Annotated in this window: 25 protein-coding genes and 1 tRNA gene; 25 read left to right on the forward strand and 1 reads right to left on the reverse strand. The window is 61.0% G+C overall.

All coding sequences use genetic code 11. The annotated features are described in order from the left end of the window. Position 1 precedes the first annotated feature (1 nt). From ilvN to KY494_RS26400, 9 genes are all read left to right on the forward strand, one after another. A complete protein-coding gene (gene ilvN, locus KY494_RS26360) occupies positions 2–493 on the forward strand; it encodes an acetolactate synthase small subunit (protein WP_010399754.1) in 492 nt (163 codons plus the stop codon). Between the two features lie 76 nt (positions 494–569). Next, positions 570–1,586 carry a ketol-acid reductoisomerase gene (gene ilvC / locus KY494_RS26365; RefSeq protein ID WP_096236700.1) on the forward strand — a complete coding sequence of 339 codons (1,017 nt, stop codon included), beginning with the start codon at positions 570–572 and terminating at the stop codon, positions 1,584–1,586. A gap of 163 nt (positions 1,587–1,749) precedes the next feature. Further along, positions 1,750–2,145 (forward strand): hypothetical protein, encoded by a 396-nt coding sequence (locus KY494_RS26370; protein WP_219888750.1) that lies wholly within the window; start codon positions 1,750–1,752, stop codon positions 2,143–2,145. Next, complete coding sequence (locus KY494_RS26375; RefSeq protein WP_219888751.1) at positions 2,135–2,548, forward strand: hypothetical protein; 414 nt, start codon at positions 2,135–2,137, stop codon at positions 2,546–2,548. Before KY494_RS26370 ends, KY494_RS26375 begins: the two co-directional genes overlap by 11 nt. 223 nt (positions 2,549–2,771) lie before the next feature. Continuing rightward, complete coding sequence (locus tag KY494_RS26380) at positions 2,772–3,998, forward strand: MFS transporter (protein ID WP_219888753.1); 1,227 nt, start codon at positions 2,772–2,774, stop codon at positions 3,996–3,998. Between the two features lie 208 nt (positions 3,999–4,206). Continuing rightward, positions 4,207–4,965, forward strand: coding sequence for an SIMPL domain-containing protein (locus tag KY494_RS26385; protein ID WP_219888756.1), 759 nt, complete (start codon positions 4,207–4,209; stop codon positions 4,963–4,965). Between the two features lie 111 nt (positions 4,966–5,076). Then, on the forward strand, positions 5,077–5,829 hold the full coding sequence (locus tag KY494_RS26390) for an SIMPL domain-containing protein (RefSeq protein ID WP_219888757.1): 753 nt from the start codon (positions 5,077–5,079) through the stop codon (positions 5,827–5,829). A 157-nt stretch (positions 5,830–5,986) separates the two neighbouring features. Next, positions 5,987–6,838, forward strand: a complete 852-nt coding sequence (pssA, locus tag KY494_RS26395; protein ID WP_219133623.1) for a CDP-diacylglycerol--serine O-phosphatidyltransferase — start codon at positions 5,987–5,989, stop codon at positions 6,836–6,838. Positions 6,839–6,886: 48 nt separating this feature from the next. Continuing rightward, positions 6,887–8,431, forward strand: coding sequence for a 2-isopropylmalate synthase (locus KY494_RS26400; protein ID WP_219888759.1), 1,545 nt, complete (start codon positions 6,887–6,889; stop codon positions 8,429–8,431). A gap of 7 nt (positions 8,432–8,438) precedes the next feature. Here KY494_RS26400 and bamE read toward each other — a convergent pair whose 3' ends face one another. After that, positions 8,439–8,936: an outer membrane protein assembly factor BamE gene (bamE, locus tag KY494_RS26405; RefSeq protein WP_219888761.1), complete on the reverse strand. Its 498-nt coding sequence runs from the start codon at positions 8,934–8,936 to the stop codon at positions 8,439–8,441. Between the two features lie 185 nt (positions 8,937–9,121). Between bamE and rpsO the strand changes: the two genes are divergently transcribed. From rpsO to KY494_RS26485, 16 genes are all read left to right on the forward strand, one after another. Further along, positions 9,122–9,391 carry a 30S ribosomal protein S15 gene (rpsO, locus tag KY494_RS26410; RefSeq protein ID WP_071076969.1) on the forward strand — a complete coding sequence of 90 codons (270 nt, stop codon included), beginning with the start codon at positions 9,122–9,124 and terminating at the stop codon, positions 9,389–9,391. A gap of 221 nt (positions 9,392–9,612) precedes the next feature. Further along, the gene (gene pnp, locus KY494_RS26415) at positions 9,613–11,730 is read left to right on the forward strand and encodes a polyribonucleotide nucleotidyltransferase (RefSeq protein WP_071076349.1); all 2,118 of its coding nucleotides are present in this window, start codon (positions 9,613–9,615) and stop codon (positions 11,728–11,730) included. A gap of 203 nt (positions 11,731–11,933) precedes the next feature. Beyond that, positions 11,934–12,629 carry a hypothetical protein gene (locus KY494_RS26420; RefSeq protein ID WP_219888762.1) on the forward strand — a complete coding sequence of 232 codons (696 nt, stop codon included), beginning with the start codon at positions 11,934–11,936 and terminating at the stop codon, positions 12,627–12,629. A 6-nt stretch (positions 12,630–12,635) separates the two neighbouring features. Further along, complete coding sequence (locus KY494_RS26425) at positions 12,636–12,935, forward strand: hypothetical protein (protein WP_219888764.1); 300 nt, start codon at positions 12,636–12,638, stop codon at positions 12,933–12,935. 136 nt (positions 12,936–13,071) lie between these two features. Then, on the forward strand, positions 13,072–15,018 hold the full coding sequence (locus KY494_RS26430; protein ID WP_219888766.1) for a methyl-accepting chemotaxis protein: 1,947 nt from the start codon (positions 13,072–13,074) through the stop codon (positions 15,016–15,018). A 154-nt stretch (positions 15,019–15,172) separates the two neighbouring features. Further along, complete coding sequence (locus KY494_RS26435; RefSeq protein WP_219888767.1) at positions 15,173–15,382, forward strand: hypothetical protein; 210 nt, start codon at positions 15,173–15,175, stop codon at positions 15,380–15,382. Positions 15,383–15,491: 109 nt separating this feature from the next. Beyond that, complete coding sequence (locus tag KY494_RS26440) at positions 15,492–16,253, forward strand: GIN domain-containing protein (protein WP_219133614.1); 762 nt, start codon at positions 15,492–15,494, stop codon at positions 16,251–16,253. A gap of 62 nt (positions 16,254–16,315) precedes the next feature. Further along, positions 16,316–16,924, forward strand: a complete 609-nt coding sequence (locus KY494_RS26445; RefSeq protein WP_071076354.1) for a tetratricopeptide repeat protein — start codon at positions 16,316–16,318, stop codon at positions 16,922–16,924. Positions 16,925–16,995: 71 nt separating this feature from the next. Further along, positions 16,996–17,976 (forward strand): NAD(P)H-quinone oxidoreductase, encoded by a 981-nt coding sequence (locus tag KY494_RS26450; RefSeq protein ID WP_219133612.1) that lies wholly within the window; start codon positions 16,996–16,998, stop codon positions 17,974–17,976. A gap of 72 nt (positions 17,977–18,048) precedes the next feature. After that, positions 18,049–18,798, forward strand: a complete 750-nt coding sequence (gene tpiA / locus KY494_RS26455; RefSeq protein WP_219888769.1) for a triose-phosphate isomerase — start codon at positions 18,049–18,051, stop codon at positions 18,796–18,798. Between the two features lie 28 nt (positions 18,799–18,826). Next, positions 18,827–19,231, forward strand: a complete 405-nt coding sequence (secG, locus tag KY494_RS26460) for a preprotein translocase subunit SecG (RefSeq protein ID WP_034749996.1) — start codon at positions 18,827–18,829, stop codon at positions 19,229–19,231. A 201-nt stretch (positions 19,232–19,432) separates the two neighbouring features. Continuing rightward, positions 19,433–19,517 (forward strand) — tRNA-Leu (locus KY494_RS26465). Positions 19,518–19,694: 177 nt separating this feature from the next. Next, a complete protein-coding gene (locus tag KY494_RS26470; protein ID WP_071076971.1) occupies positions 19,695–20,054 on the forward strand; it encodes an NADH-quinone oxidoreductase subunit A in 360 nt (119 codons plus the stop codon). A gap of 3 nt (positions 20,055–20,057) precedes the next feature. Then, positions 20,058–20,534 (forward strand): NADH-quinone oxidoreductase subunit B family protein, encoded by a 477-nt coding sequence (locus KY494_RS26475; protein WP_010399733.1) that lies wholly within the window; start codon positions 20,058–20,060, stop codon positions 20,532–20,534. 17 nt (positions 20,535–20,551) lie between these two features. Continuing rightward, the gene (locus KY494_RS26480; protein WP_219133608.1) at positions 20,552–21,145 is read left to right on the forward strand and encodes an NADH-quinone oxidoreductase subunit C; all 594 of its coding nucleotides are present in this window, start codon (positions 20,552–20,554) and stop codon (positions 21,143–21,145) included. Next, entirely contained in the window at positions 21,145–22,398 is a 1,254-nt protein-coding gene (locus KY494_RS26485; protein WP_141170145.1) for an NADH-quinone oxidoreductase subunit D, read from the forward strand. Before KY494_RS26480 ends, KY494_RS26485 begins: the two co-directional genes overlap by 1 nt. Positions 22,399–22,407: the final 9 nt, after the last annotated feature.

Below are 22,407 nucleotides of genomic sequence, written 5' to 3' on the forward strand. Positions count from 1 at the left end.
CATGCGCCATATTATTTCTGTCTTGCTGGAAAACGAAGCGGGCGCCCTGTCGCGCGTGGTGGGCCTGTTCTCGGCACGCGGCTACAACATCGAAACCTTGACGGTGGCGCCGACGGAAGACTCGACCCTGTCGCGCATGACCATCGTCACCAGCGGCTCGGACGACATCATCGAGCAGATCACCAAGCACCTGAACCGTCTGATTGAAGTGGTGAAGGTGGTGGACCTGACCGAAGGCCAGCATATCGAACGCGAGTTGATGCTGATCAAGGTTCGTGCCGTGGGCAAGGAGCGCGAGGAAATGAAGCGCACCGCCGACATCTTCCGTGGCCGCATCATCGATGTCACCGAAAAGACGTACACGATCGAACTGACTGGCAACAAGGTCAAGCTCGATGCGTTCATCGATTCGATCGACCGCGCCGCCATCCTGGAAACCGTCCGCACAGGTGGTTCCGGCATCGGCCGCGGCGAACGCATCCTCAAAGTATAAAAGCACAGACGCAGCACTACGCGGCCCGCGGGGCGCATTTAAAACAACAACGCATCATCAAATTATAGGAAATACCATGAAAGTTTTTTACGACAAAGACGCTGACCTCTCCTTGATCAAAGGTAAAAACGTTGCCATCATCGGCTACGGTTCGCAAGGCCACGCGCACGCGCAAAACCTGAACGATTCGGGCGTCAACGTCACCGTCGGCCTGCGCAAGGGCGGCGCTTCGTGGACCAAGGTCGAGCAAGCGGGCCTGAAAGTAGCGGAAGTCAACGACGCCGTGAAAGCGGCCGACGTCATCATGATCTTGCTGCCAGATGAAAACATCGCCCAGGTCTACAACGAAAACATCGCCCCGTTCGCCAAGCAAGGCGCCGTACTGGCCTTCGCCCACGGCTTCAACGTGCATTACGGCCAAGTCGTGCCACGCGCCGACCTGGACGTGATCATGGTCGCGCCGAAAGCCCCGGGCCACACCGTGCGCGCCACCTACACCCAGGGTGGCGGCGTGCCCCACCTGATCGCCGTGTACCAGGATAAATCGGGCATCGCCCGCGATATCGCCCTGTCGTACGCCTCGGCCAACGGCGGCGGCCGTGCCGGCATCATCGAAACGAATTTCCGTGAAGAAACTGAAACGGACTTGTTCGGTGAACAAGCCGTGCTGTGCGGCGGTGCCGTGGAACTGATCAAGGCCGGTTTCGAAACCCTGACGGAAGCCGGTTACGCGCCTGAAATGGCGTATTTCGAGTGCTTGCACGAACTGAAACTGATCGTCGACCTGATCTATGAAGGCGGCATCGCCAACATGAACTACTCGATCTCGAACAACGCCGAATATGGCGAATACGTGACCGGTCCTAAAGTCGTCACCTCGGCCACCAAGGATGCGATGCGTCAATGCCTGAAAGACATTCAAACGGGCGAATACGCGAAGAGCTTCATCCTGGAAAACAAGGCAGGCGCACCAACCCTGATCTCGCGCCGCCGTTTGACGTCCGAGCACCCGATCGAAGAAGTGGGCGCGAAACTGCGCGCCATGATGCCTTGGATCGCCAAGAACAAGATGGTTGACCAGTCGAAAAACTAAGCAGTTATCGTTCTTCACAAGAAGCCGGCGCAAGCCGGCTTTTTTTCGTTCATGTGATGCCGCCTGTTGCGCCGTGGCGGGGTGGGCGTGAGTATGTGTGTATATTTAAGTGTTTCCCATCTGTATTATTGTCACTCGATTAATTTCCCATAGGAATCAAAAAGTGAGCAATCGCCCCACCTCTGTCAATATCATCGGCTGGTTTTTAATCGTCACGGCACTCATCTCGCTGGTCTCCAGTTACCTCAACATGGATAACCCGATAACAAAGGAGTTGATGGCCAAGAACGCGATGTCGGTGCCGTTGCAATATGCAGTCATGTGTCTGGGCCTGGTCATTGTGCTCATCTCGGGCATTGCCCTGCGCCGTGGCCATAAATGGGCGCGGACGCTGTATCTGGGCTGGAGCGTGTTTGGCCTGGTCGTGGCTCTTTTCACGTCGCCGGTAAAAATCATGCTCGTGCCTGGCGTGCTGATGCTGGCCGTGATTGCCTATTTCCTGTTCCGCCCGCAAGCCAACGCCTATTTTTCTCCGCGCCTGGCGGCGAATGATGCGTAAGTTCTTCAGCATCGTCTGCAAGTCGCTTGCGGGGATGTTTGTCTATCTGATCACCTTGTTTGGTTTCCTGGCCGAGCGGCAGTCCGACGGCAAGCTGGCGATGCTGGCAGTCATCGCGGCTTGCGGCATCGTGGCCATGCTGGCTGGGCTGGCGTTGAGCGGTTTTGCTCAATGGCGGCGCGATACCGGCATTGTGCTGCTGGCCGCCACGGGCTTTACCGCGTTCCTGGTGCTGTGCATGGCATGCGTGTTCAGCAGCGATGAGGTGATGAAATTCATGCCGCCGGGAAGTGTGGACATGTTTGACAGTTATCTGACCGGCGTCGCTGTCTTGCTGGGCTTCGCGGTCCTGGGTGGCTGGTTGCTGCGGCAAGCCCGGTCGCGGTCCGCCAATCCGGCCTGAGCCAGACGCAGTGCCTGCCGGGTAAAGCCAGGTCTCCACCAGGAACCTGGCTTTTTTCTTGCGCGCACGTTTTTCGCCCGCCTCCTATATAATCCCGCCCTTCCTTTGCAGTTTCCTATGGACTGCATCTGTTTCGGTATCTGCCGACCGCAACGCGCATCACCGCTTTTGTAGCACGCCAGGCGCTAGTTTTTTAGCCGCTTGCGCAACCAGAAAGACCCCCATGACTGACCGTATCACCGCCACGGCGCCCTCGCAGGCTGCTGCTGACTCTTCCATTCCCATCCTGGCCTTGCTGGCCCTGGCCATGACGGCGTTCCTCGCCCTGCTGTCGGAAACCTTGCCGGCCGGCTTGCTGCCGCAGATTGCCAAGGACCTCGGCATTTCCGAAGTCATGACGGGCCAGCTGGTGACCGTGTACGCCATCGGCTCGATCCTGACGGCGATTCCCCTGACGGCGCTGACGAGCACCTGGCGCCGGCGCAATGTCTTGTTGCTGGCCATCATCGGCTTCCTGATCTTCAATACGGCGACGGCCCTGGCGCCCAACTACACCGTCGCCCTGGTCGCGCGCTTCGTCACCGGCATGGCCGCCGGGCTGGCCTGGGGCTTGATGGCAGGCTATGCGCGCCGCATGGTGCGTCCCGAACAGCAGGGCAGGGCGATGGCCATTGCCATGATCGGCACGCCGCTGGCCCTGTCGCTGGGCGTGCCGCTGGGCACCCTGATGGGCGGCCTGCTGGGCTGGCGCAGCATCTTTGGCATCATGTCCGGCATGGCCGTGGTGCTGGTCGCGTGGGTGTTGCTGGTCGTGCCCGATTATCCGGGGCAAAAGAATGGCGAGCGCCTGTCGATCCGCCAGGTGTTCGTGACGCCCGGTGTGCGGCCGATTCTGTTCGTCATCGTCGCCTGGATGCTGGCGCATAACATTCTGTATACGTATATCGCGCCGTTCCTGGCACCGTCCGGCTTGCGCCCCCGCGTCGACCTGGTGCTGCTCGTGTATGGCGTGGGATCGCTGGCCGGCATCTGGCTGGTCAGCCAGCTGATCGACCGCTGGCTGCGCCCGCTCGTGCTGGGCTGCATCGCCGCCTTTGCCCTGGTGGTGGTGGCGCTGGGCCTGGCGATGGACTCCCCCATCGTCATCTATGTCAGCATGGCCATCTGGGGCATCACCTTCGGCGGCGCCGGCACCTTGCTGCAGACGGCGTCGGCCGACGCTGCCGGCGATGGCATGGATGTGGCGCAGGCGATGGTGGCGACCATCTGGAATGTGGCCATCGCGGGCGGCGGCCTGGCGGGCGGCATGCTGCTCGACGGCTATGGCGTGGCGTCGTTTCCGTGGGCCATGCTGGCCTTGCTGCTGGTGGCGTTGACCATCGCCTGGCGCGCGCACCGCCACAGTTTCAAGCCGGGCCGGCGCAGCGGCGGTGCGGTCATAGGTCACTAACAACACTGTTATTTAAAATATCAGTGTATTGAAATGTGAGCAGATGTGACTGGGAAGCACATTTTGTGACGATTTGTTAATTTGCGCCACGGGAATGAATGAGGCGTTAGAATCTACACAGTTTGACAAGTTTCTCAGGCGAAAGGGATGGCAAAAGCCTCCCTTTCGCGGGCTGTCAGCCATATTAACTACCTAGGAGTACCCCCCCATGACCGTGATGAAATCCATCCTTGTTGCCGCCGCAGCCACCGTTGCCCTGAGCGCACAAGCGCAAACCTTGCCAACCAACGGCACCCTGGTGGTCGTCCCCGCGTTTGGCGAAGTCAAGCATGTCAACGACCAGGTGATCGCTACCCTGGCCGTCGAAGAACAGGACAAGGACAAGGCTGCCGCCGCGTCGCGAGTCAACCAGAAGATGAACAAGGGCATCGCCATCGTCAAGCAGGCCGACCCATCGGCGGCGCTGAAATCGTACGGCTACTACACCTATCCCGTGTATCCGGAAGAGCGCCCGTTGCCGGCTGGTGCCGTGGCCAAGCCACGTTTGCCAACGGCATGGCGTGTCGGCCAGTACCTGGAAGTGACGACGGCGAACCTGGCGACCTTGCCAAAAACCGTATCGGCGGCGCAAGGCGTGCTGACCCTGAATGGCTTGAATTTCGGCCTGAAGCCGGAAACCATCCGCTTGCTGGACGACCAGCGCATCGCCGCCACGTATAAAAACCTCAATGAGCGCGTGGCCGCCATCGCCAAGGCCATGGGCCGCAATGTGTCCGACGCCGTGCTCGATACGGTGGACTTCGAAGGTTCGGGCAACTACGCCACCGAAAGCCGTCCTGCCGCCGCGCCGATGATGATGCGCAGCGCCAAGATGTCCGAAGACAGCAGCGTCGTCGCCGAACCGAGCTTCGAGCCGGGCGAAACGACGCTCGACATGCGCGTCGTCGGCAAGGTCAAGTTCAAGTAAGTGCGAGTAAGCTCGTCAACGTGGCAATGTTTTCGCGTTAGACTGTTTTAAAAATCATGGGGCTGTTGGCCCCATGGTCGTTTTTGCCCCATTATTTTCCAGGAGAACAGCATGACCGTCATGAAATCGCTGCTGGCCGCCGCCGCTACCGTTGCCCTGAGCGCACACGCCCAGGCCTTGCCCACCTCCGGCACCCTCGTGGTGGTGCCCGCGAATGGCGAAGTGGTGCATGCGAACGACCAGGTGACCGTCACCCTGGCCATTGAAGAGCAGGACAAGGACAAGGCCGCCGCCGCCTCGCGCGTGAACCAGAAGATGAACCAGGGCGCGGCCATCGTCAAGAAAGCCGATCCGCAAGCCGTGCTCAAGACCCAGGGTTATTACACCTATGCCGTGTACCCGGAAACGGCGCCCCTGCCGCCGGGCGTCGCCGCCAAGCCGCGTGTGCCGACGGGCTGGCGCGTAGGCCAGTACCTGCAGGTGACGACGACCAACCTGGCCGCCTTGCCGAAAACCGTTTCTGCAGCGCAAGGCGTGCTGACCCTGAACCGTTTGAATTTCGGCCTGGCGCCCGCCACCATCCGCAAGCTCGACGACCAGCGCATCGCCGCCGCGTACAAGAACCTCAATGAGCGCGTGGCCGCCATCGCCGGCGCCATGGGCCGCAACGTCAATGACGCCGTGATCGACACCATCGATTTCGAAGGTTCGGGCAACTATGCGCAGCGCGCCAATATGGCTGGTGCACGCGCCATGAGCGCCGACTCCATGGGTTATGGCGGCAACCAGGTGGCCGAACCGAGCTTCGAACCAGGCGAAACGACCCTCAACATGGGCCTGGTGGCGAAGATCAAGTTCAAATAAGGCTAGTATTGGTGTCAATATTGCCGGCTTGACGCCGCCGCGCTTTTCTTTGGCGGTGGCTCCTCTATAATGGCAAGATCGGCAGGCGCATGCCGCAAGACGAATGCGCCTGCCATCTGGCACCGAATCCCCCGCAGTACACAAGATATGGAACAACATGGCAAACTTCCCCCGTCGTAGAGGCAAGAACGGCACTCCCGCAGCATCCAAAGCGTCCCGCTTCAGCAAATTCGTGCGCCAGCCGGTGGCCGATGGCACGGGCAAGAAAACCTTGCGCCGCCGCGGCATCTATCTGTTGCCGAACGCCTTCACGACGGCAGCCCTGTTTTGCGGCTTCTACGCCATCGTCATGGCCATGAACCAGAAATTCGAACACGCGGCCTGGGCCATCTTCATCGCCATGATCCTCGACGGCCTCGACGGCCGCATCGCCCGCCTGACAAATACGCAGAGCGAATTCGGCGCCCAGTACGACAGCCTGTCCGACATGGTGTCGTTTGGCGCCGCGCCGGCGCTGGTGATCTATGAATGGTCGCTGCGCGGCATGGGCAAACTGGGCTGGCTGGCCGCCTTCGTGTATTGCGCCGGTGCCGCCTTGCGCCTTGCCCGCTTTAACACGAATATTGCCGTGGTCGACAAGCGCTTCTTCCAGGGCTTGCCCAGCCCGGCTGCCGCCGCCATGGTGGCCGGCTTCATCCTGCTGATGAACGACCTGGAATTTGCCGGCAACCAGCTGGCCTGGGTCTCGTGGACGATCGCCCTGTTCGCCGGCCTGACCATGGTCACGAATGTGCCGTTCTACAGTTTCAAGGATGTGAATTTCCGCAAGTCCGTGCCCTTCATCGTGGTATTCCTGCTGGCATTGTTCTTCGCGCTCATTTCCATCGACCCGCCGAAAGTGCTGTTCCCGATTTTCGTCGCCTATGGCCTGTCCGGCTACGCCGTGTTTTTCTGGCGCATGGCGAAGGGCAAGCCCGTCAGCATCATCCAGACCGACCACGAGCATTAATGCGCCGAGTCGGTAGCATCGCCAGTCTTCAGCCAGCCAGGAGCAGCCATGAACACCAGCAACCGACTCATCATTTTTGACACCACCTTGCGCGACGGCGAGCAATCGCCGGGCGCTTCCATGACGCGCGAGGAAAAGCTGCGCATCGCCAGGCAGCTCGAACGCATGAAGTTCGATGTGATCGAAGCGGGATTCGCGGCCGCCTCGCAGGGCGACTTCGAGTCGATACGGGCGATTGCCGGCGCCGTGCGCGAATCGACCATCTGTTCGCTGTCGCGCGCCAACGACCGCGACATCGCCCGCGCCGCCGAAGCGCTGGCGCCCGCCGAGCGCAAGCGCATCCACACCTTCATTGCCACTTCACCGCTGCACATGCAGATGAAGCTGCGCATGACGCCTGAGCAAGTGCTGACGCAGGCGCAGAACGCCGTGCGCTACGCGCGCCAGTTCACGGACGATATCGAATTCAGCCCCGAAGACGGCAGCCGTTCCGACGAGGATTTTTTGTGCCGCGTGCTCGAAGCCGTGATCGCCGAGGGCGCCACCACCATCAATTTCCCCGACACGGTGGGTTACGCCGTGCCCGAGATCTTCGGCAATACCATCAAGCGTTTGCGCGAACGCATACCGAATGCCGATAAAGCCATCTGGTCCGTCCATTGTCATAACGACCTGGGCCTGGCTGTGGCCAATTCGCTGGCCGGCGTCATGATCGGTGGCGCGCGGCAGATCGAGTGTACCGTCAATGGCCTCGGCGAGCGGGCCGGCAACACGGCGCTGGAAGAAGTGGTGATGGCGCTGCGCACGCGCGCCGCCTATTACAACTTGACGGTGGGCATCGATACGACGCAAATCGTGGCGGCCTCGAAAATGGTGTCGCAGATCACGGGCTTTGCCGTGCAGCCGAACAAGGCAGTGGTGGGCGCGAACGCCTTTGCGCACGCGTCCGGCATCCACCAGGACGGCATTTTAAAGGCGCGCGAGACGTATGAAATCATGCGCGCCGAAGACGTGGGCTGGACGGCCAACAAGATCGTCCTGGGTAAACTGTCGGGCCGCAACGCCTTCAGGCAGCGGTTGCACGAGCTGGGCATCGCGCTCGAATCGGAGGCGGAAGTCAACGCGGCCTTCCTGCGCTTCAAGGAACTGGCCGACCGCAAATCCGAGATTTTCGACGAAGACATCATGGCCCTCGTCAGCGAGGAACAGCAAGCGCAGGAGAGTGAGCACTACCGTTTCATTTCCCTGACACAGCAGTCGACGACGGGCGCCGTGCCGCATGCGCGCGTGGAGTTTCTTGTCGGCGGCGTGCAGCGCAGCTGCGAAGGGCAGGGCGACGGCCCCGTCGACGCGACCGTCAACGCCATCGAAAGCGCGGCCGCCAGCGGCGCGGAGCTGGTCTTGTTCTCCGTCAATGCCATCAGCACGGGCACGCAGTCGCAGGGTGAAGTGACGATGCGATTGTCGCGCGACGGGCGCATCGTCAACGGCGTGGGCGCCGACCCCGACATCATCGTCGCCTCGGCCAAGGCGTATTTGTCGGCGCTCAACAAACTGCATTCCAAGGATGAACGGATCGACCCGCAACCTTAGCCATATATCACCAGAAAAAGCGGCGCTCTTCCTTGGCCGGATCGGGCCCATTCATCATCATGCGCACGATGCCGTCATGGTCGAAGTGTACGTGCATCATGGAATCCCACACGCCCGATTCCTTGTAGCGATAGGACCAGACGGTCAGTTTCGGGATGGACAGGTAGGAGGTTTCCGTCGGGCGGCCCAAGGTGTGCAGCACGTCTTGCTGGGTCGACACGCCCACCTTGATGCGGGCAAAGCCCGGCGTGTCGAGCACCTGCTCGTAGGAAATCAACTTGTCGTCGGGGCCGAAGCGGGCCATATACGTGTACTGGCCGTACGGCCCCGTCGCGTATTCCAGTTCCGGCCCCGTGGGCAGCTGGTAGATATTCGTCGGCCGGCCCAGGCGCGCTTCCACGGCGGCGCGCGGTTCGCCCGGCTGCGGCGGCGGGACGTTCCAGCTGGCGCAGCCGGCCAGCACGGCAAACAGCAGCGGCGTTGCTAATTTGAGCAGTTTTTTCATGTTTGTCCTCCTGAAATGCGGGAAAATCCTATCATGCGCCGAGAAAAGAGCGCACGGCAGGATACAGGCGGGCTTTTTTCCGATATACTTGCGCGTCTGGTTGGAAGCATAGGCCAGTATTTTAATAATCGTAGTTCACGGTGGATAGGGTTCAGACTCTGTGCACCGCATGTGAAAGGTTTATCATGACAGTAGAAAACATCAACAAAGCCGCTATCATCGCGGACAACGCACGTGGTCAAAACGACACCGGCTCCCCTGAAGTGCAAGTTGCACTGCTGACAGCTCGCATCAACGAACTGAACGGCCACTTCAAAGCCCACTCGAAAGATCACCACTCCCGCCGCGGCCTGATCATGATGGTCAACCGTCGTAAGAGCCTGTTGTCCTACCTGAAGTCGAAAGACGCTACCCGTTATCGCGACCTGATCGCTAAACTTGGTCTGCGCAAGTAATTTTTGCCGTACAAGGTTTATACAGAAATGCCTGCGCCAGTTCGCTGACGCGGGCATTTTGTCATTTGAATTCCGGATTTATGTCGGTAAGTGCAGTATGCTCCTACCGATATCATGTTTTAAAAGTAAAGTAGTAAAGGCGGCAACGGTTTTTCCACCGCCTGTGGTGAGGTGAACGACAGCCCCTGAAAATCTGTCGGCAATTAGAAAAGGGATACCCCATGTTTAACAAAGTTACGAAAACCTTCCAGTACGGTCAACACCAAGTGACCCTGGAAACCGGCGAAATCGCACGTCAGGCATCCGGCGCAGTGCTGGTGTCGATCGAAGATACCGTCGTTCTGGCAACGGTGGTGGCACGCAAAGATGCCAAACCAGGCCAGGATTTCTTCCCTTTGACGGTAGATTATGTTGAAAAAACCTATGCTGCCGGTAAAATCCCGGGCGGTTTTTTCAAGCGCGAAGGCCGTCCTTCCGAAAAAGAAACACTGACATCGCGTCTGATCGACCGTCCTATCCGTCCGCTGTTCCCGGAAGGCTACCTGAATGAAGTGCAAGTCATCATTCACGTGTTGTCGGTTAACCCTGAAATCGATCCGGACATCGCCGCCATGATCGGCGCCTCCGCTGCCCTGTGCGTCTCGGGCGTGCCTTTCAGCGGTCCTATCGGCGCTGCGCGCGTCGGTTACGCCAACGGCCAGTACATCCTTAACCCGACCGTTCAGCAGCTGAAAACGTCGGAAATGGACCTGGTGGTCGCCGGTACCGAAACGGCCGTGCTGATGGTCGAATCGGAAGCGAAACAGCTGTCCGAAGAAATCATGCTGGGCGCCGTGGTCTTCGGCCACGACCAGATGAAAGTCGTCATCGACGCGATTCACGACCTGGTGCGTGACGGCGGCAAGCCGGAAGTGGAATGGGCGCCTGCGCCGAAAAACGAAGCACTGATCGCCCGCGTCGCGCATTTCGCCAACGCCAAGATCAATGATGCGTATCAAACCAAGGACAAGCAAGAGCGTACGGCCAAGCTGAAAGCGGCGACGTCGGAAGTGATCGCCGACCTGTCGGCTGAAGCCGCCGCCAACGGTGGCGCGTCCATCGACAGCGCCGAAGTGAACAACATCCTGTTCGACATCGAAGCCAAGATTGTGCGTACGCAAATCCTGGACGGCGAGCCACGCATCGACGGCCGCGACACGCGCACCGTGCGTCCGATCTCGATCCGCACCAGCGTGCTGCCACGCACCCACGGTTCGGCCCTGTTCACGCGCGGCGAAACGCAGGCGCTGGTCGTCGCTACCCTGGGCACCGCCCGCGACAGCCAGAAGATCGATGCGCTGATGGGCGAGTTCACCGATTCGTTCATGCTGCATTACAACATGCCTCCGTTCGCCACCGGCGAAACGGGCCGTGTCGGTACGCCTAAACGCCGCGAAATCGGCCACGGCCGTCTGGCCAAGCGCGCGCTGATCGCCGCCCTGCCAGCAGCCGAAGAGTTCAGCTACTCGGTGCGCCTGGTATCGGAAATCACGGAATCGAACGGTTCCTCGTCGATGGCTTCGGTCTGCGGCGGCTGCCTGGCACTGATGGACGCCGGCGTGCCGATGAAAGAACACGTGGCCGGTATCGCCATGGGCCTGATCAAGGAAGGCGGCAAGTTTGCCGTGCTGTCCGACATCCTGGGCGATGAAGATCACCTGGGCGACATGGACTTCAAGGTAGCCGGTACCCGCAACGGTATCACGGCGCTGCAGATGGACATCAAGATAATGGGCATCACCAAGGAAATCATGCAAGTGGCACTGGCGCAAGCCAAGGAAGGCCGCGAGCACATCCTGGGCGAAATGCAAAAAGCCATGCCGCACGTCAAAACCGAACTGTCCGATTTCGCACCGCGTCTGATCACCATCAAGATCAACCCGGAAAAAATCCGTGACGTGATCGGCAAGGGCGGCGCCGTGATTCGCGCGCTGACCGAAGAGACGGGCACCCAGATCGACATCAGCGACGAAGGCGTGGTCACCATCGCGTCCGTCGACGCCGCTGCCGGCCAGGAAGCCAAGCGCCGCATCGAAGAACTGACCGCCTCCGTCGAAGTGGGCAAGACCTACGAAGGCACCGTGCTGAAACTGCTGGACTTCGGCGCCATCGTGCAAGTCATGCCAGGCAAAGACGGCTTGCTGCACATCTCGCAGATCGCCAACGAGCGCGTCAACGCCGTGGCCGACTACCTGAAAGAAGGCCAGCTGGTCCGCGTCAAGGTTCTGGAAACGGACGACCGCGGCCGTCTGAAGCTGTCGATGAAAGCTGCTGAAGGCAACGAAGCGCCAGCCGCTTAAGTCAGACTGACTGCGGCCTCGGCCGCATGCTCAACAACCGCCAGCGCGCAAGCCCTGGCGGTTTTTTTGCGCCGCGTTTGTGCTGCATCAAGGTAGATGCCGCTTTGCGCATCGGCCTTGATCCAGCTCGCAGTGGCCAGTTTTGCGCCTTGTAGATTCGGGAGGGGATCTTCCCCTGAACGAGTCTTCCAAGGAGATGCAGCATGCGCACATTCTGCGGGCTGGCCGCCGCCTTTCTGCTTGCCGTCGCGCCCGGCGTCCGGGCACAGCTGGACAACGCGCCCACGCCGGTGCCGCTGCCCATCCCCATCGCCGCCGCGTCCACGGCCATGCCGGCGCAGGATATCGACGCCTTGCGCGCCGTGCATGCGCGCGAAATCAATGACCTCAGCACCTTCAAGACGGCGGGCTTGCCGCGTGAAGCTATCGACTCCTATCTCGATAGCGGGCCAGGGCAGCAGTTCCTGCGCGAACTGCGCGCCGCCGACCCGGCCGCTCCGGCCGAGACGATTTATGCGCGGGCGGTCGAGCAGCTCGCTTCCGGCAGCACCTTGCCGGACCTGCAAGCCATGTCGGCCGCATTGGTAAAAATCGTGCCGCATGGCCAGAATGTGTCGCCATATTCGCCCTATTTCACCACCAGCGCGCAATTGCAGCTGGCGGCGGGCCAGTGCGCCAGCCTGGCCGACTGTTTCGGCTTGCCCTTGAAGAGCGAGGCGCCGCTGTATGATGTGTACCAGATCATGCCCAAGGGTACGGTGAATGTCTTCGTCAGCCAGGTGGCGCCCACGCAAGAGCTGGGCGGCCTGGTACGGCGCAAGGGCGGGGCACAACAGTATTTATTGCCAAATCGCAACTTGTGGTCGGCGCCCGTGCTGATCGGCACGATCAGAAACTGAGGAGAGATGATGGACCAACAGCGCTTGCAAGCCCTTGCCGCCGAACTGGAACAATTGCTGGCGCGCCTGGCGCCCGTAGACGGGGAGGTGGCCGACTTGCGCAGCGCGGTCGAGCCGCTGCTGGCCCTGGCTGGCAGCGGCGCCTTGAGCGCACCCCTGCCATGGGGCGATATCCCCGGCGGGCGTTATTTTACGGAAGGCGGCTTGCGCCAGTACCCCGAACTGGAACAGGCATTTGCCCGCTTCCGCATCGAGGCCACGGGCGGCGAATCGCCGGCCTTGCGCAAGCTGCGGGGTGATATCTGATTGGCAATCATTTGATTAATGTATGGTATCAATTGTTGTTTCTGGGTAATTGAGAGTCGGTATTGCTTGACGACAAAATCTTATTCATCGACCATGGCGCATCCCTCCCGATTTTCTCTTTTTTATTGGATGCACTATGTTGTCCTCCCTTAAGGCGCGGCTGATCGCCATCGCCGTTTCCATCGTCGTGCTGGCCATGCTGGCCGTGGCCATCGCCAATTTCTTCACCACGCGCTCCAGCACCCTGGCCGCGCTCGACACGCAGATGCTGCAGTTGTCGCACAGCCATGCGGCGGCCATCGCCGAATGGCTGCGTTCCAAGCAGGCTGTCGTCGCTTCGCTCAAGCAGGGCGCCACGGCGGCTGATCCGCTGCCGGCCCTGAAGGCGGCCGAGCAGGCAGGCACGTTCGACATGGCGTATATCGGCTTTGCCGACAAGCACGCCGTCTTTTCGCAGGAGCGCAAGCGCGCCGCCGACTACGATCCCACGGCGCGGCCCTGGTACAAGCTGGCGTCCGAAGTGGGCGGCCCCATCATCACGGCGCCGTATATCGGCGCCAGCACGGGCAAGCTGGTGGTGACGTTTGCCGAGCCGCTGGGCGGCAAGGGCAGCGTGACGGGCGTGATGGCGGCCGATGTGATGATGGATGCCGTGGTGCAGAACGTCGCCTCGATCAAGCCGACGCCGTCCAGCTACGGCTTTCTCGTCGATGGCGGCGGCAAGATCATCGCCCACCCGGATGGCAAGCTGACCCTGAAACCGCTGGCCGAGCTGGACCCGGGCCTGAGTGCGCAGGCGCTGGCCGATATTGAAAAGAGCGGCGACGGCGCCGCCATTCGCCTCGGCGAACGTAACGGCATCCTGCATGTAAGTAAGGTTCTAGGCAGCGACTGGCTGCTGGCGACTGTGCTCGACCGGGCGGAAGCGACGCAGGCATTGACCTCCATGCTGCGCGCCTCGGCCCTGACGGCCTTGCTGGTGCTGGCCCTGGCCGCCACGGTACTGAGTGCGCTGGTGGCGCGCGCCCTGCGCCGCCTGGGCCTGGTGCGCGATGCGATGGAAGCGATTGCCACGGGCGACGGCGACCTGACCAGCCGCCTCGACGCGCAAGGTACGGACGAACTGGCGCAGATCGCCAAGGCCTTTAACTTGTTCGTGGAAAAAATCGCCACCGTGCTGGTGCAGATACGCAGCATCAGCACCCTGGTGCGCAGCGAGTCGGCCGATATTGCCGCCGGCAACGTCGACCTGTCCTCGCGCACGGAAGCGCAGGCAGGGGCGCTGGAACAGACGGCCAGCTCGATGGATGAGCTGACCTCGACGGTGAAACAGAATGCGGAAAACGCGCATGCGGCCAACGAGCTGGCCATGTCCGCCTCGGAAGTGGCGGCCAAGGGCGGCCGCGTGGTGCAGCAAGTGGTGGGCACGATGGCCGGCATCCAGGAAAGTTCGCGCAAGATCGTCGACATCATCGGCGTGATTGACGGCATCGCTTTCCAGACGAATATCCTGGCCTTGAACGCGGCCGTCGAGGCGGCGCGCGCGGGCGAGCAGGGCAGGGGCTTTGCCGTGGTGGCGTCCGAAGTGCGCAACCTGGCGCAACGGTCCGCTGGCGCGGCGAAGGAAATCAAGGAGCTGATCGGCGATTCGGTGGAGAAGGTCGATGCGGGCGGCCGCCTTGTTAATGAAGCGGGCCAGACCATGGAGCAGGTGGTGGCCTCGGTGCAGCAATTGACGACCATCATGAGCGAGATCACGGTGGCCAGCCGCGAACAGAGCGCCGGCATCGGCGAGATCAATACGGCCGTCACGCACATGGATACCATGACGCAACAGAACGCCGCCCTCGTCGAGCAGGCGGCCGCCGCCGCGGAAAGCCTGCAGGAGCAGGCCGTGGACCTGGCGCAGGCCGTCGGCATGTTCCGCCTCGGTGACGCGGACCCTGCTGCAGCGCCCGCGCCCGTGACGCGCCTCAAGGCGAAGCCGGCCGCATCGGTACCACGTGCGCCAGCCCGCGCGCTGTCGGCGGCCAAGCCCGTCAAGGCAGCCAAGTCCGGCGCCGATGAGTGGGAAGAGTTTTAAGTTGCAAGCGTAGCGATCTGCGCGTTTATCCGCGTTTTTGTCAGGCCAGCCTGCCAAAAGCGCAGTTCGTCGCAATCGGCGTGTTGGCCGGGGGCGGTATGGCTATAGTGACACCATACCGCAAGCCCACTGCCAGACACCCGAGGAGATTCAAATGAACGTCGCTAAAAACATGGAAGTCATTGCCGTTGCCGCCGCCATCCTGCTCGGCGCCAGCTGCTACGCCATCGCCCCGGCCGCTCCGGCCCTGCAAGTGGCCAGCTCCACGGCCACCGTGGCTGCGCCAGCAAACAAGGCTGTCATGCAAGTGGTGGTCGTCAAGGCCAAGCGCCTGAGCGCCTTGGAAAAAGCCCGTTTTGCATAATTGATTGTCAGCAATTTTTGCTGCTGCTACAGTGGCGGCCAGTGGCAATGCGCGCGAGTCCCACGAGGGCGCCGCGACATATAAAAACAAGATACCGAGGATGCACTACATGAAAAAGACACTGCAACTGGCGCTGCTGTTCCTGGCGACTTTGGGCCTGGTGCGCGGCGCGGCCGCCGAGACCCGCTTGCTGGAGATGCGCAACGTCGACGCCCGCGTGGTGCGCGTCAAGCTCGACGGCGTGATGGAAGTGCGCATTCGCCAGGGCAATGTGCCGTCGCTGAGCATCACGGCCGACAAGCGCTACATCGCCGATGTCAGCACGGCGCAAAGCGGCGACACCCTGCACATCGAAACGGAAGTGCGCGGCTTCAAGCTCGGCCCTTCGTCGATCCGCGCCGACCTGGTCTTGCCGAACTTGCGCGAAGTCAGTTCGGAAGGCTTTGGCAGCACGGACATCACGGGTTTCAAGGGTGAGGAGCTGACCCTGTCGCTGGAAGGGGCGGGCAGCATCAAGCTGGTGGGCGACTATCGCAAGCTCAATGCCAGCCTGGGCGGCGTGGGCAGCATGCAACTCTGGATCGGCAATAACGACAAGGCGGAACTCGATCTGCAGGGCGCAGGCTCGGTGGTGCTGGGCGGACGCGGTCGCATCCTGAAAGCCAGCCTGGGCGGCCTGGGCAGCCTGAATGCGCAGCAATTCGAGGCGGACGCCGTGAACCTGGAATTGAGCGGCCTCGGCAATGCCACGGTGAATGCCCATACGAATGCCAAGCTGAACCTGAGCGGACTCGGTTCGGTGGTGGTGTACGGCAAGCCGGCCAACCGCGATGTCAGCGTCGAGGGCCTGGGCAAAGTTAGCTGGAAGTAAAAGCATCCTGCCGCAGGCCTTCTGCAGGACAAGAATAAGCAGTCAGACCACATCCCATTCCGATGAAAAAACTGATCATTACATTACTCATGCTGTTGACGATACAGCTACCCGCGCGGGCTGGCTTCGCCGAAGGCGCCAGCGCCTACAACAACAAGAATTACGCGCTGGCTTACAAGGAAATATTGCCCCTTGCTAAGACCGGCAACGCCGATGCCCAGCATTTGCTGGGCTTGATGTATTACATGGGACGGGGCTTGCCGCAGGATTACAAGCAAGCCATGTTCTGGCACCGCAAGGCGGCCGAGCAGGGCAAGGCCGATGCCCAGTACGTGGTGGGTGCCATGTATTACACGGGCAACGCCGTGCTGCAGGACCACAAGCAGGCTGTGGGCTGGTTCCGCAAGGCGGCCGAGCAGAACCATGCGGAGGCGCAGCAGGTGCTGGGCCTGATGTACCGCTACCACATGGGTGGCGTGCCGCAGGATAACGTCATCGCCTACATGCTGTGGAACCTGGCGGCAGCGAATGGCAACGCGAATGCGGCCGATCAGCGCGCCGCCGTGGTGCGCAAGATGACGCATGAGCAGGTCGAGGAAGGGCAAGCCCTGTCGGCCAAATGGAAGCCGGGCACGCCGCTGCCGCGTCAGTCGAAGACGGGCGCCGGCTAAGAAGAAGGGGCGGTCTGCAGGGGCGAGCGGCTTGGCGTACAATCGCCGTTTTCCCTTGAAAGAGTCCCGCCATGCGTGCAGTTGCCATCAGCCAGCCAGGTCCCGCCGACGTTTTACAGATCGCCGAACGTCCCATGCCGCAATATAAGGCGGGTGAACTGCTGATCAAGGTGCACGCGGCCGGCATCAACCGCCCTGACGTGCTACAGCGCCTGGGCAAGTATGCGCCGCCCGCCGGCGCGTCCGACTTGCCGGGCCTGGAAGTGGCGGGCGAAGTCGTCGATGGCGATTTCACCAACACGACATTCAAGAAGGGCGACCTGGTCTGCGCGCTGGTGCAGGGCGGCGGTTATGCCGAATACTGCGCCGCCCCAAGCGGCCAGTGCCTGCCCTTGCCCAAGGGCTTGACGGCGCTGGAGGGCGCGTCGCTGCCGGAAAACTTCTTTACCGTGTGGAGCAATGTGTTCGACCGCTGCGCGCTGGCCGATGGTGAAACGTTGCTGGTGCAGGGCGGCACGTCCGGCATCGGCGTGGCGGCCATTCAATTGGCGGCCGCGCTCGGTCACCGCGTGTTTGCCACGGCCGGCAGCGACGAGAAGGCGCGCGCCTGCGAGGCGCTGGGCGCCGAACGGGGCATCAACTACCGCACGGAAGATTTCGTCGCCGTCGTCAAGGAATTGACCGATGGCAAGGGTGTCGACGTCATCCTCGACATGGTCGGCGGCGACTACCTGCCGCGCGAAATCGATTGCCTGGCCGACGACGGCCGCATCGGCCTGATCGCCGTGCAGGGCGGCACCAAAGCCACCCTGGATCTGGGGCAGGTGCTGCGCCGCCGTCTGAGCGTCAGCGGTTCCACCCTGCGTCCGCGCCCGGTCGCCTTCAAGGCCGCCATTGCGAACCACCTGCGCACGACCGTCTGGCCGCTGATCGAGGCGGGCAAGATCAAGCCCGTCATCTATCAGACTTTCCCGTTGGAGAAGGCCAGTGAGGCGCATGCCTTGATGGAAGCGAGCACGCACGTGGGCAAGATCATGTTGCAAGTTGCCTGAAACGGGGCGCTGCCTGTTTGACCGGCATCGGTGCCGGGGTTAGAATGACGGGTTATTAGAATTTAGGCTACTATGCGTCGCAAACTCGTCGTCGGAAATTGGAAAATGAACGGCAGTCGCACCTCGAACGCGGTGTTATTGTCTGAAATAGTGGCTGGTCTGGCTGCCTCTGGCGCCGCCAGCGCCGTCTGTGTGCCCGCGCCATATCTGGCGCAGTGCCAGGCGCAATTGGCAGGCACGGCTCTCGGCTGGGGTGCGCAAGATGTTTCCGCACACGCCAGTGGTGCCTACACGGGAGAAATCTCGGTTGCCATGCTGCAGGATTTCGGCTGCGGCTATGTGGTGATCGGGCATTCCGAGCGCCGCGCCTACCACGGCGAGAGCGATGCGCAGGTGGCGGCCAAGACGGTTGCCGCGCTGGCGGCGGGCATCACGCCTATCGTCTGCATCGGCGAGACGCTGGCGCAGCGCGACGCGGGCCAGACCGACGCGGTCGTGGCGCAGCAGCTCGGTGCCGTGCTGGCGGCGATTTCCGCCGACGACGTGGCGAAACTGGTGCTGGCCTATGAGCCGGTCTGGGCCATCGGCACGGGCAAGACAGCCACGCCGCAAATGGCGCAGGACGTGCATCAGGTCTTGCGCGGCCAGCTGGCGACAAAGAATGCGGTAGCGGCGGTCGGCGTGCAGATCCTGTACGGTGGCAGCATGAAGCCGGAGAACGCAAAAGAATTGATGGCGATGCCGGATATCGATGGCGGTCTGATCGGTGGGGCGGCATTGAAGGCGGCGGATTTCCTGGCGATTATTCACGCCGCTGATTGAATTAATTTAAACTAAGAATGGAATTGCAATGAACATGATGTTCAATCTGGTAGTGGTAGTACAGGTTATTTCGGCTTTGTCGATTATCGCGCTGGTGTTGCTGCAGCACGGCAAGGGCGCCGACATGGGGGCCGCGTTTGGTTCGGGCGCCTCGGGCAGCCTGTTCGGTGCGACGGGTTCGTCGAACTTCATGTCGAAATCGACCGGCGTTGCCGCCGCGATCTTCTTCGGTGCCACCCTGGCCCTGTCGCTGATGGCCAATCAGCGCGCCACCACGGTGGGCGGCGGCGTGATGGATAAAGTCGTCAAGCCAGTGCCGGTCACCGGCGCGGGCGCGATCCCGACGACGGTACCTGCAGCAGCTCCGGCAGCCAGCGCTCCGGCGGCAGCAGCCCCTGTTGCCAGCACCCCGGCAGGCGCGATTCCCAAGTAATTCAGTGTCACTGAGTAGTATCTCGATACCTCATCGAGAGTAATTCTCATTACGGGCAGATTATTGCTCAATGTTTTGGCAGCGCGGCAGGAAAAAATCGTGGCGCGCTGGAAGATGTAAAAATTTATCGTTTTTATCTGTGTTTTGATGCATTTGTGCATTAACTTTAGCGGCAAAGCAGAGTAGAATACGGGCCTTACCGCCGACGTGGTGAAATTGGTAGACACGCTATCTTGAGGGGGTAGTGGCGCAAGCTGTACGAGTTCGAGTCTCGTCGTCGGCACCAGAAATCAGAAGCCAGCAACGGCGCACGAGCCATGGCTCGTACAAAGTTGCTGGCTTTTTTTACGAGGATGTGTCGTTCGATCCTGGTCTTAGCTTTGATTGGGGTCGTGCGTTAGATACGCTGCAAATGATCGCAGCGTCCTCATTTAACCGATCGTTCAATATAAGCTCATCAATCGTGAACCTCGAAAATTACTTCCCCGTCCTGCTGTTCATTATTATCGGCCTTGGTGTCGGTATCGCTCCCCAGCTCCTGGGGCGCCTGTTAGGCCCTCACAAGCCTGACGCAGCAAAACTCTCCCCGTACGAATGTGGCTTTGAAGCATTCGAAGACGCGCGCATGAAATTCGATGTGCGCTACTATCTGGTCGCAATCCTGTTTATTTTGTTCGATCTGGAAACGGCATTCTTTTTCCCATGGGGCGTTGCAATGCGCGACCTGGGCTGGGCCGGTTTCGTCACGATGATGGTGTTCATCGCTGAATTCGTGGTCGGATTTTGGTACATTTGGAAGAAAGGTGCCCTTGACTGGGAATAAGCCATGGCTATTGAAGGCGTATTAAGCGAAGGTTTCATCACCACCTCGGCCGACAAGCTGATCAACTGGGCGCGCACCGGGTCTATGTTCCCGATGACGTTCGGTCTGGCCTGCTGTGCGGTCGAAATGATGCATGTGGGCGCAGCCCGCTACGATATGGACCGTTTCGGCGTCGTGTTTCGTCCGTCGCCGCGTCAGTCCGACGTCATGATCGTTGCCGGCACCCTGTGCAACAAGATGGCGCCGGCCTTGCGCAAGGTCTACGACCAGATGGCAGAGCCACGCTGGGTCATCTCGATGGGTTCCTGCGCCAATGGCGGCGGGTACTACCATTACTCCTATTCCGTGGTGCGCGGTTGCGACCGCATCGTGCCCGTCGACGTGTATGTGCCTGGCTGTCCTCCGACCGCTGAAGCCTTGCTGTACGGCATCATGCAGTTGCAGAACAAGATCAAGCGTACCAGCACGATCGCACGCTAACCGGGCCGCTTCAGATTATGACAACACATTTAGAAGTATTGCAAAACGCCCTCGGCACTGCCCTGGGCGATCGCGTTAGCACGACGGTTGCACTGGGCGAAGTCACCCTGGTCGTCAAGGCCGAGGACTACCTGGCCGTGATGCAGACCTTGCGCGACGATCCGAGCCTGCATTTCGAGCAGCTGCTCGACCTGTGCGGCGTCGACTACTCGACCTATGGCGACGGTAGCTGGGATGGCCTGCGTTTCGCGGCCGTCTCGCACTTGCTGTCGGTCAAGCACAACTGGCGCGTGCGCGTGCGCGTGTTCGCGCCGGACGACGACATGCCGCTGCTGCCGTCCGTGGTGAACATCTGGCGTGCCGTCAACTGGTATGAGCGCGAAGCGTTCGACCTGCTGGGCATCCTCTTCGAAGGCCACAACGACTTGCGCCGCCTGCTGACCGACTACGGTTTCATCGGCCATCCGTTCCGCAAGGATTTCCCCGTCTCCGGCTATGTCGAGATGCGTTACGATCCGGAACAAAAGCGCGTGATTTACCAGCCCGTGACGATCGAGCCGCGGGAAAACGTGCCGCGCGTGATCCGCGAAGAACATTACGGGATGAAATAATGGCTGAGATTAAAAACTACACCCTGAACTTTGGGCCACAGCATCCGGCCGCGCACGGTGTGCTGCGCCTGGTGCTGGAGATGGATGGCGAAGTCATCCAGCGTGCCGACCCGCATATCGGCCTGCTGCACCGCGCCACCGAAAAGCTGGCCGAACAGAAGACCTACCTGCAATCCGTGCCGTACATGGATCGTCTCGACTATGTGTCGATGATGTGCAATGAACACGCGTACGTGATGGCCATCGAAAAGATGCTGGGTCTGGAAGTGCCGCTGCGCGCGCAATACATCCGCGTCATGTTCGACGAGATGACGCGCATCCTGAATCACCTGATGTGGCTCGGCACCCACGCGCTGGACGTTGGCGCCATGGGCCCGTTCCTGTATTGCTTCCGCGACCGCGAAGACTTGTTCGACGCCTACGAGGCAGTCTCGGGCGCGCGCATGCACGCGGCCTACTACCGTCCGGGCGGCGTGTACCGCGACTTGCCGGATTCGATGCCGCAGCATAAGGCGTCGATCATCCGCAACGCCAAGGCGATTTCCAGGCTGAATGAAAACCGCCAGGGTTCCCTGCTGGACTTCATCGAAGACTTCGCGCGCCGTTTCCCGAATTCCGTGGACGAGTACGAAACGTTGCTGACCGACAACCGTATCTGGAAACAGCGTACCGTCGGCATCGGCGTGGTCTCGCCGGAAGATGCGCTGGCCATGGGCTTTACGGGCGCCATGCTGCGCGGCTCGGGCGTGCAGTGGGACTTGCGCAAGAAACAGCCGTACGAAGTGTACGACCTGATGGATTTCGACATTCCTATCGGCACCAACGGCGATTGCTACGACCGCTACCTGGTCCGCGTGGAAGAGTTGCGCCAGTCGAACCGCATCATCAAGCAATGCGTGGAGTGGCTGCGCAACAATGAAGGTCCTGTCATGACCAGCAACCGCAAGGTGGCGCCTCCGGGCCGCGTCGACATGAAGACCAACATGGAATCCTTGATTCACCACTTCAAGCTGTTCACGGAAGGTTTCCACGTGCCGCCAGGCGAGGCCTACAGCGCCGTGGAACATCCGAAGGGCGAGTTCGGCGTGTACCTGGTGTCCGATGGCGCCAACAAGCCGTACCGCATGAAACTGCGCGCGCCAGACTACGCCCACTTGCAGTCGCTCGACGAGATGGCGCGTGGGCACATGCTTGCCGACGCCGTGACCATCATCGGGACGCAAGATATCGTGTTCGGCAGTATTGACCGCTAAGAGGCAAAA

It is taken from the genome of Janthinobacterium sp. PAMC25594 (assembly GCF_019443505.1).
In the GTDB taxonomy this organism is placed as follows: domain Bacteria; phylum Pseudomonadota; class Gammaproteobacteria; order Burkholderiales; family Burkholderiaceae_D; genus Janthinobacterium.

Coding starts and splice junctions, on each gene's coding strand:
- KY494_RS26475 (WP_010399733.1), top strand. CDS start 20,058: ATGGCTATTGAAGGCGTATTAAGCGAAGGTTTCATCACCACCTCGGCC.
- KY494_RS26480 (WP_219133608.1), top strand. CDS start 20,552: ATGACAACACATTTAGAAGTATTGCAAAACGCCCTCGGCACTGCCCTG.
- secG (WP_034749996.1), top strand. CDS start 18,827: ATGAACATGATGTTCAATCTGGTAGTGGTAGTACAGGTTATTTCGGCT.
- pssA (WP_219133623.1), top strand. CDS start 5,987: ATGGCAAACTTCCCCCGTCGTAGAGGCAAGAACGGCACTCCCGCAGCA.
- KY494_RS26430 (WP_219888766.1), top strand. CDS start 13,072: ATGTTGTCCTCCCTTAAGGCGCGGCTGATCGCCATCGCCGTTTCCATC.
- KY494_RS26435 (WP_219888767.1), top strand. CDS start 15,173: ATGAACGTCGCTAAAAACATGGAAGTCATTGCCGTTGCCGCCGCCATC.
- rpsO (WP_071076969.1), top strand. CDS start 9,122: ATGACAGTAGAAAACATCAACAAAGCCGCTATCATCGCGGACAACGCA.
- bamE (WP_219888761.1), bottom strand. CDS start 8,936: ATGAAAAAACTGCTCAAATTAGCAACGCCGCTGCTGTTTGCCGTGCTG.
- tpiA (WP_219888769.1), top strand. CDS start 18,049: ATGCGTCGCAAACTCGTCGTCGGAAATTGGAAAATGAACGGCAGTCGC.
- KY494_RS26400 (WP_219888759.1), top strand. CDS start 6,887: ATGAACACCAGCAACCGACTCATCATTTTTGACACCACCTTGCGCGAC.
- KY494_RS26450 (WP_219133612.1), top strand. CDS start 16,996: ATGCGTGCAGTTGCCATCAGCCAGCCAGGTCCCGCCGACGTTTTACAG.
- KY494_RS26445 (WP_071076354.1), top strand. CDS start 16,316: ATGAAAAAACTGATCATTACATTACTCATGCTGTTGACGATACAGCTA.
- KY494_RS26390 (WP_219888757.1), top strand. CDS start 5,077: ATGACCGTCATGAAATCGCTGCTGGCCGCCGCCGCTACCGTTGCCCTG.
- KY494_RS26440 (WP_219133614.1), top strand. CDS start 15,492: ATGAAAAAGACACTGCAACTGGCGCTGCTGTTCCTGGCGACTTTGGGC.
- KY494_RS26380 (WP_219888753.1), top strand. CDS start 2,772: ATGACTGACCGTATCACCGCCACGGCGCCCTCGCAGGCTGCTGCTGAC.
- KY494_RS26385 (WP_219888756.1), top strand. CDS start 4,207: ATGACCGTGATGAAATCCATCCTTGTTGCCGCCGCAGCCACCGTTGCC.
- KY494_RS26485 (WP_141170145.1), top strand. CDS start 21,145: ATGGCTGAGATTAAAAACTACACCCTGAACTTTGGGCCACAGCATCCG.
- ilvC (WP_096236700.1), top strand. CDS start 570: ATGAAAGTTTTTTACGACAAAGACGCTGACCTCTCCTTGATCAAAGGT.
- KY494_RS26425 (WP_219888764.1), top strand. CDS start 12,636: ATGATGGACCAACAGCGCTTGCAAGCCCTTGCCGCCGAACTGGAACAA.
- KY494_RS26420 (WP_219888762.1), top strand. CDS start 11,934: ATGCGCACATTCTGCGGGCTGGCCGCCGCCTTTCTGCTTGCCGTCGCG.
- pnp (WP_071076349.1), top strand. CDS start 9,613: ATGTTTAACAAAGTTACGAAAACCTTCCAGTACGGTCAACACCAAGTG.
- KY494_RS26375 (WP_219888751.1), top strand. CDS start 2,135: ATGATGCGTAAGTTCTTCAGCATCGTCTGCAAGTCGCTTGCGGGGATG.
- ilvN (WP_010399754.1), top strand. CDS start 2: ATGCGCCATATTATTTCTGTCTTGCTGGAAAACGAAGCGGGCGCCCTG.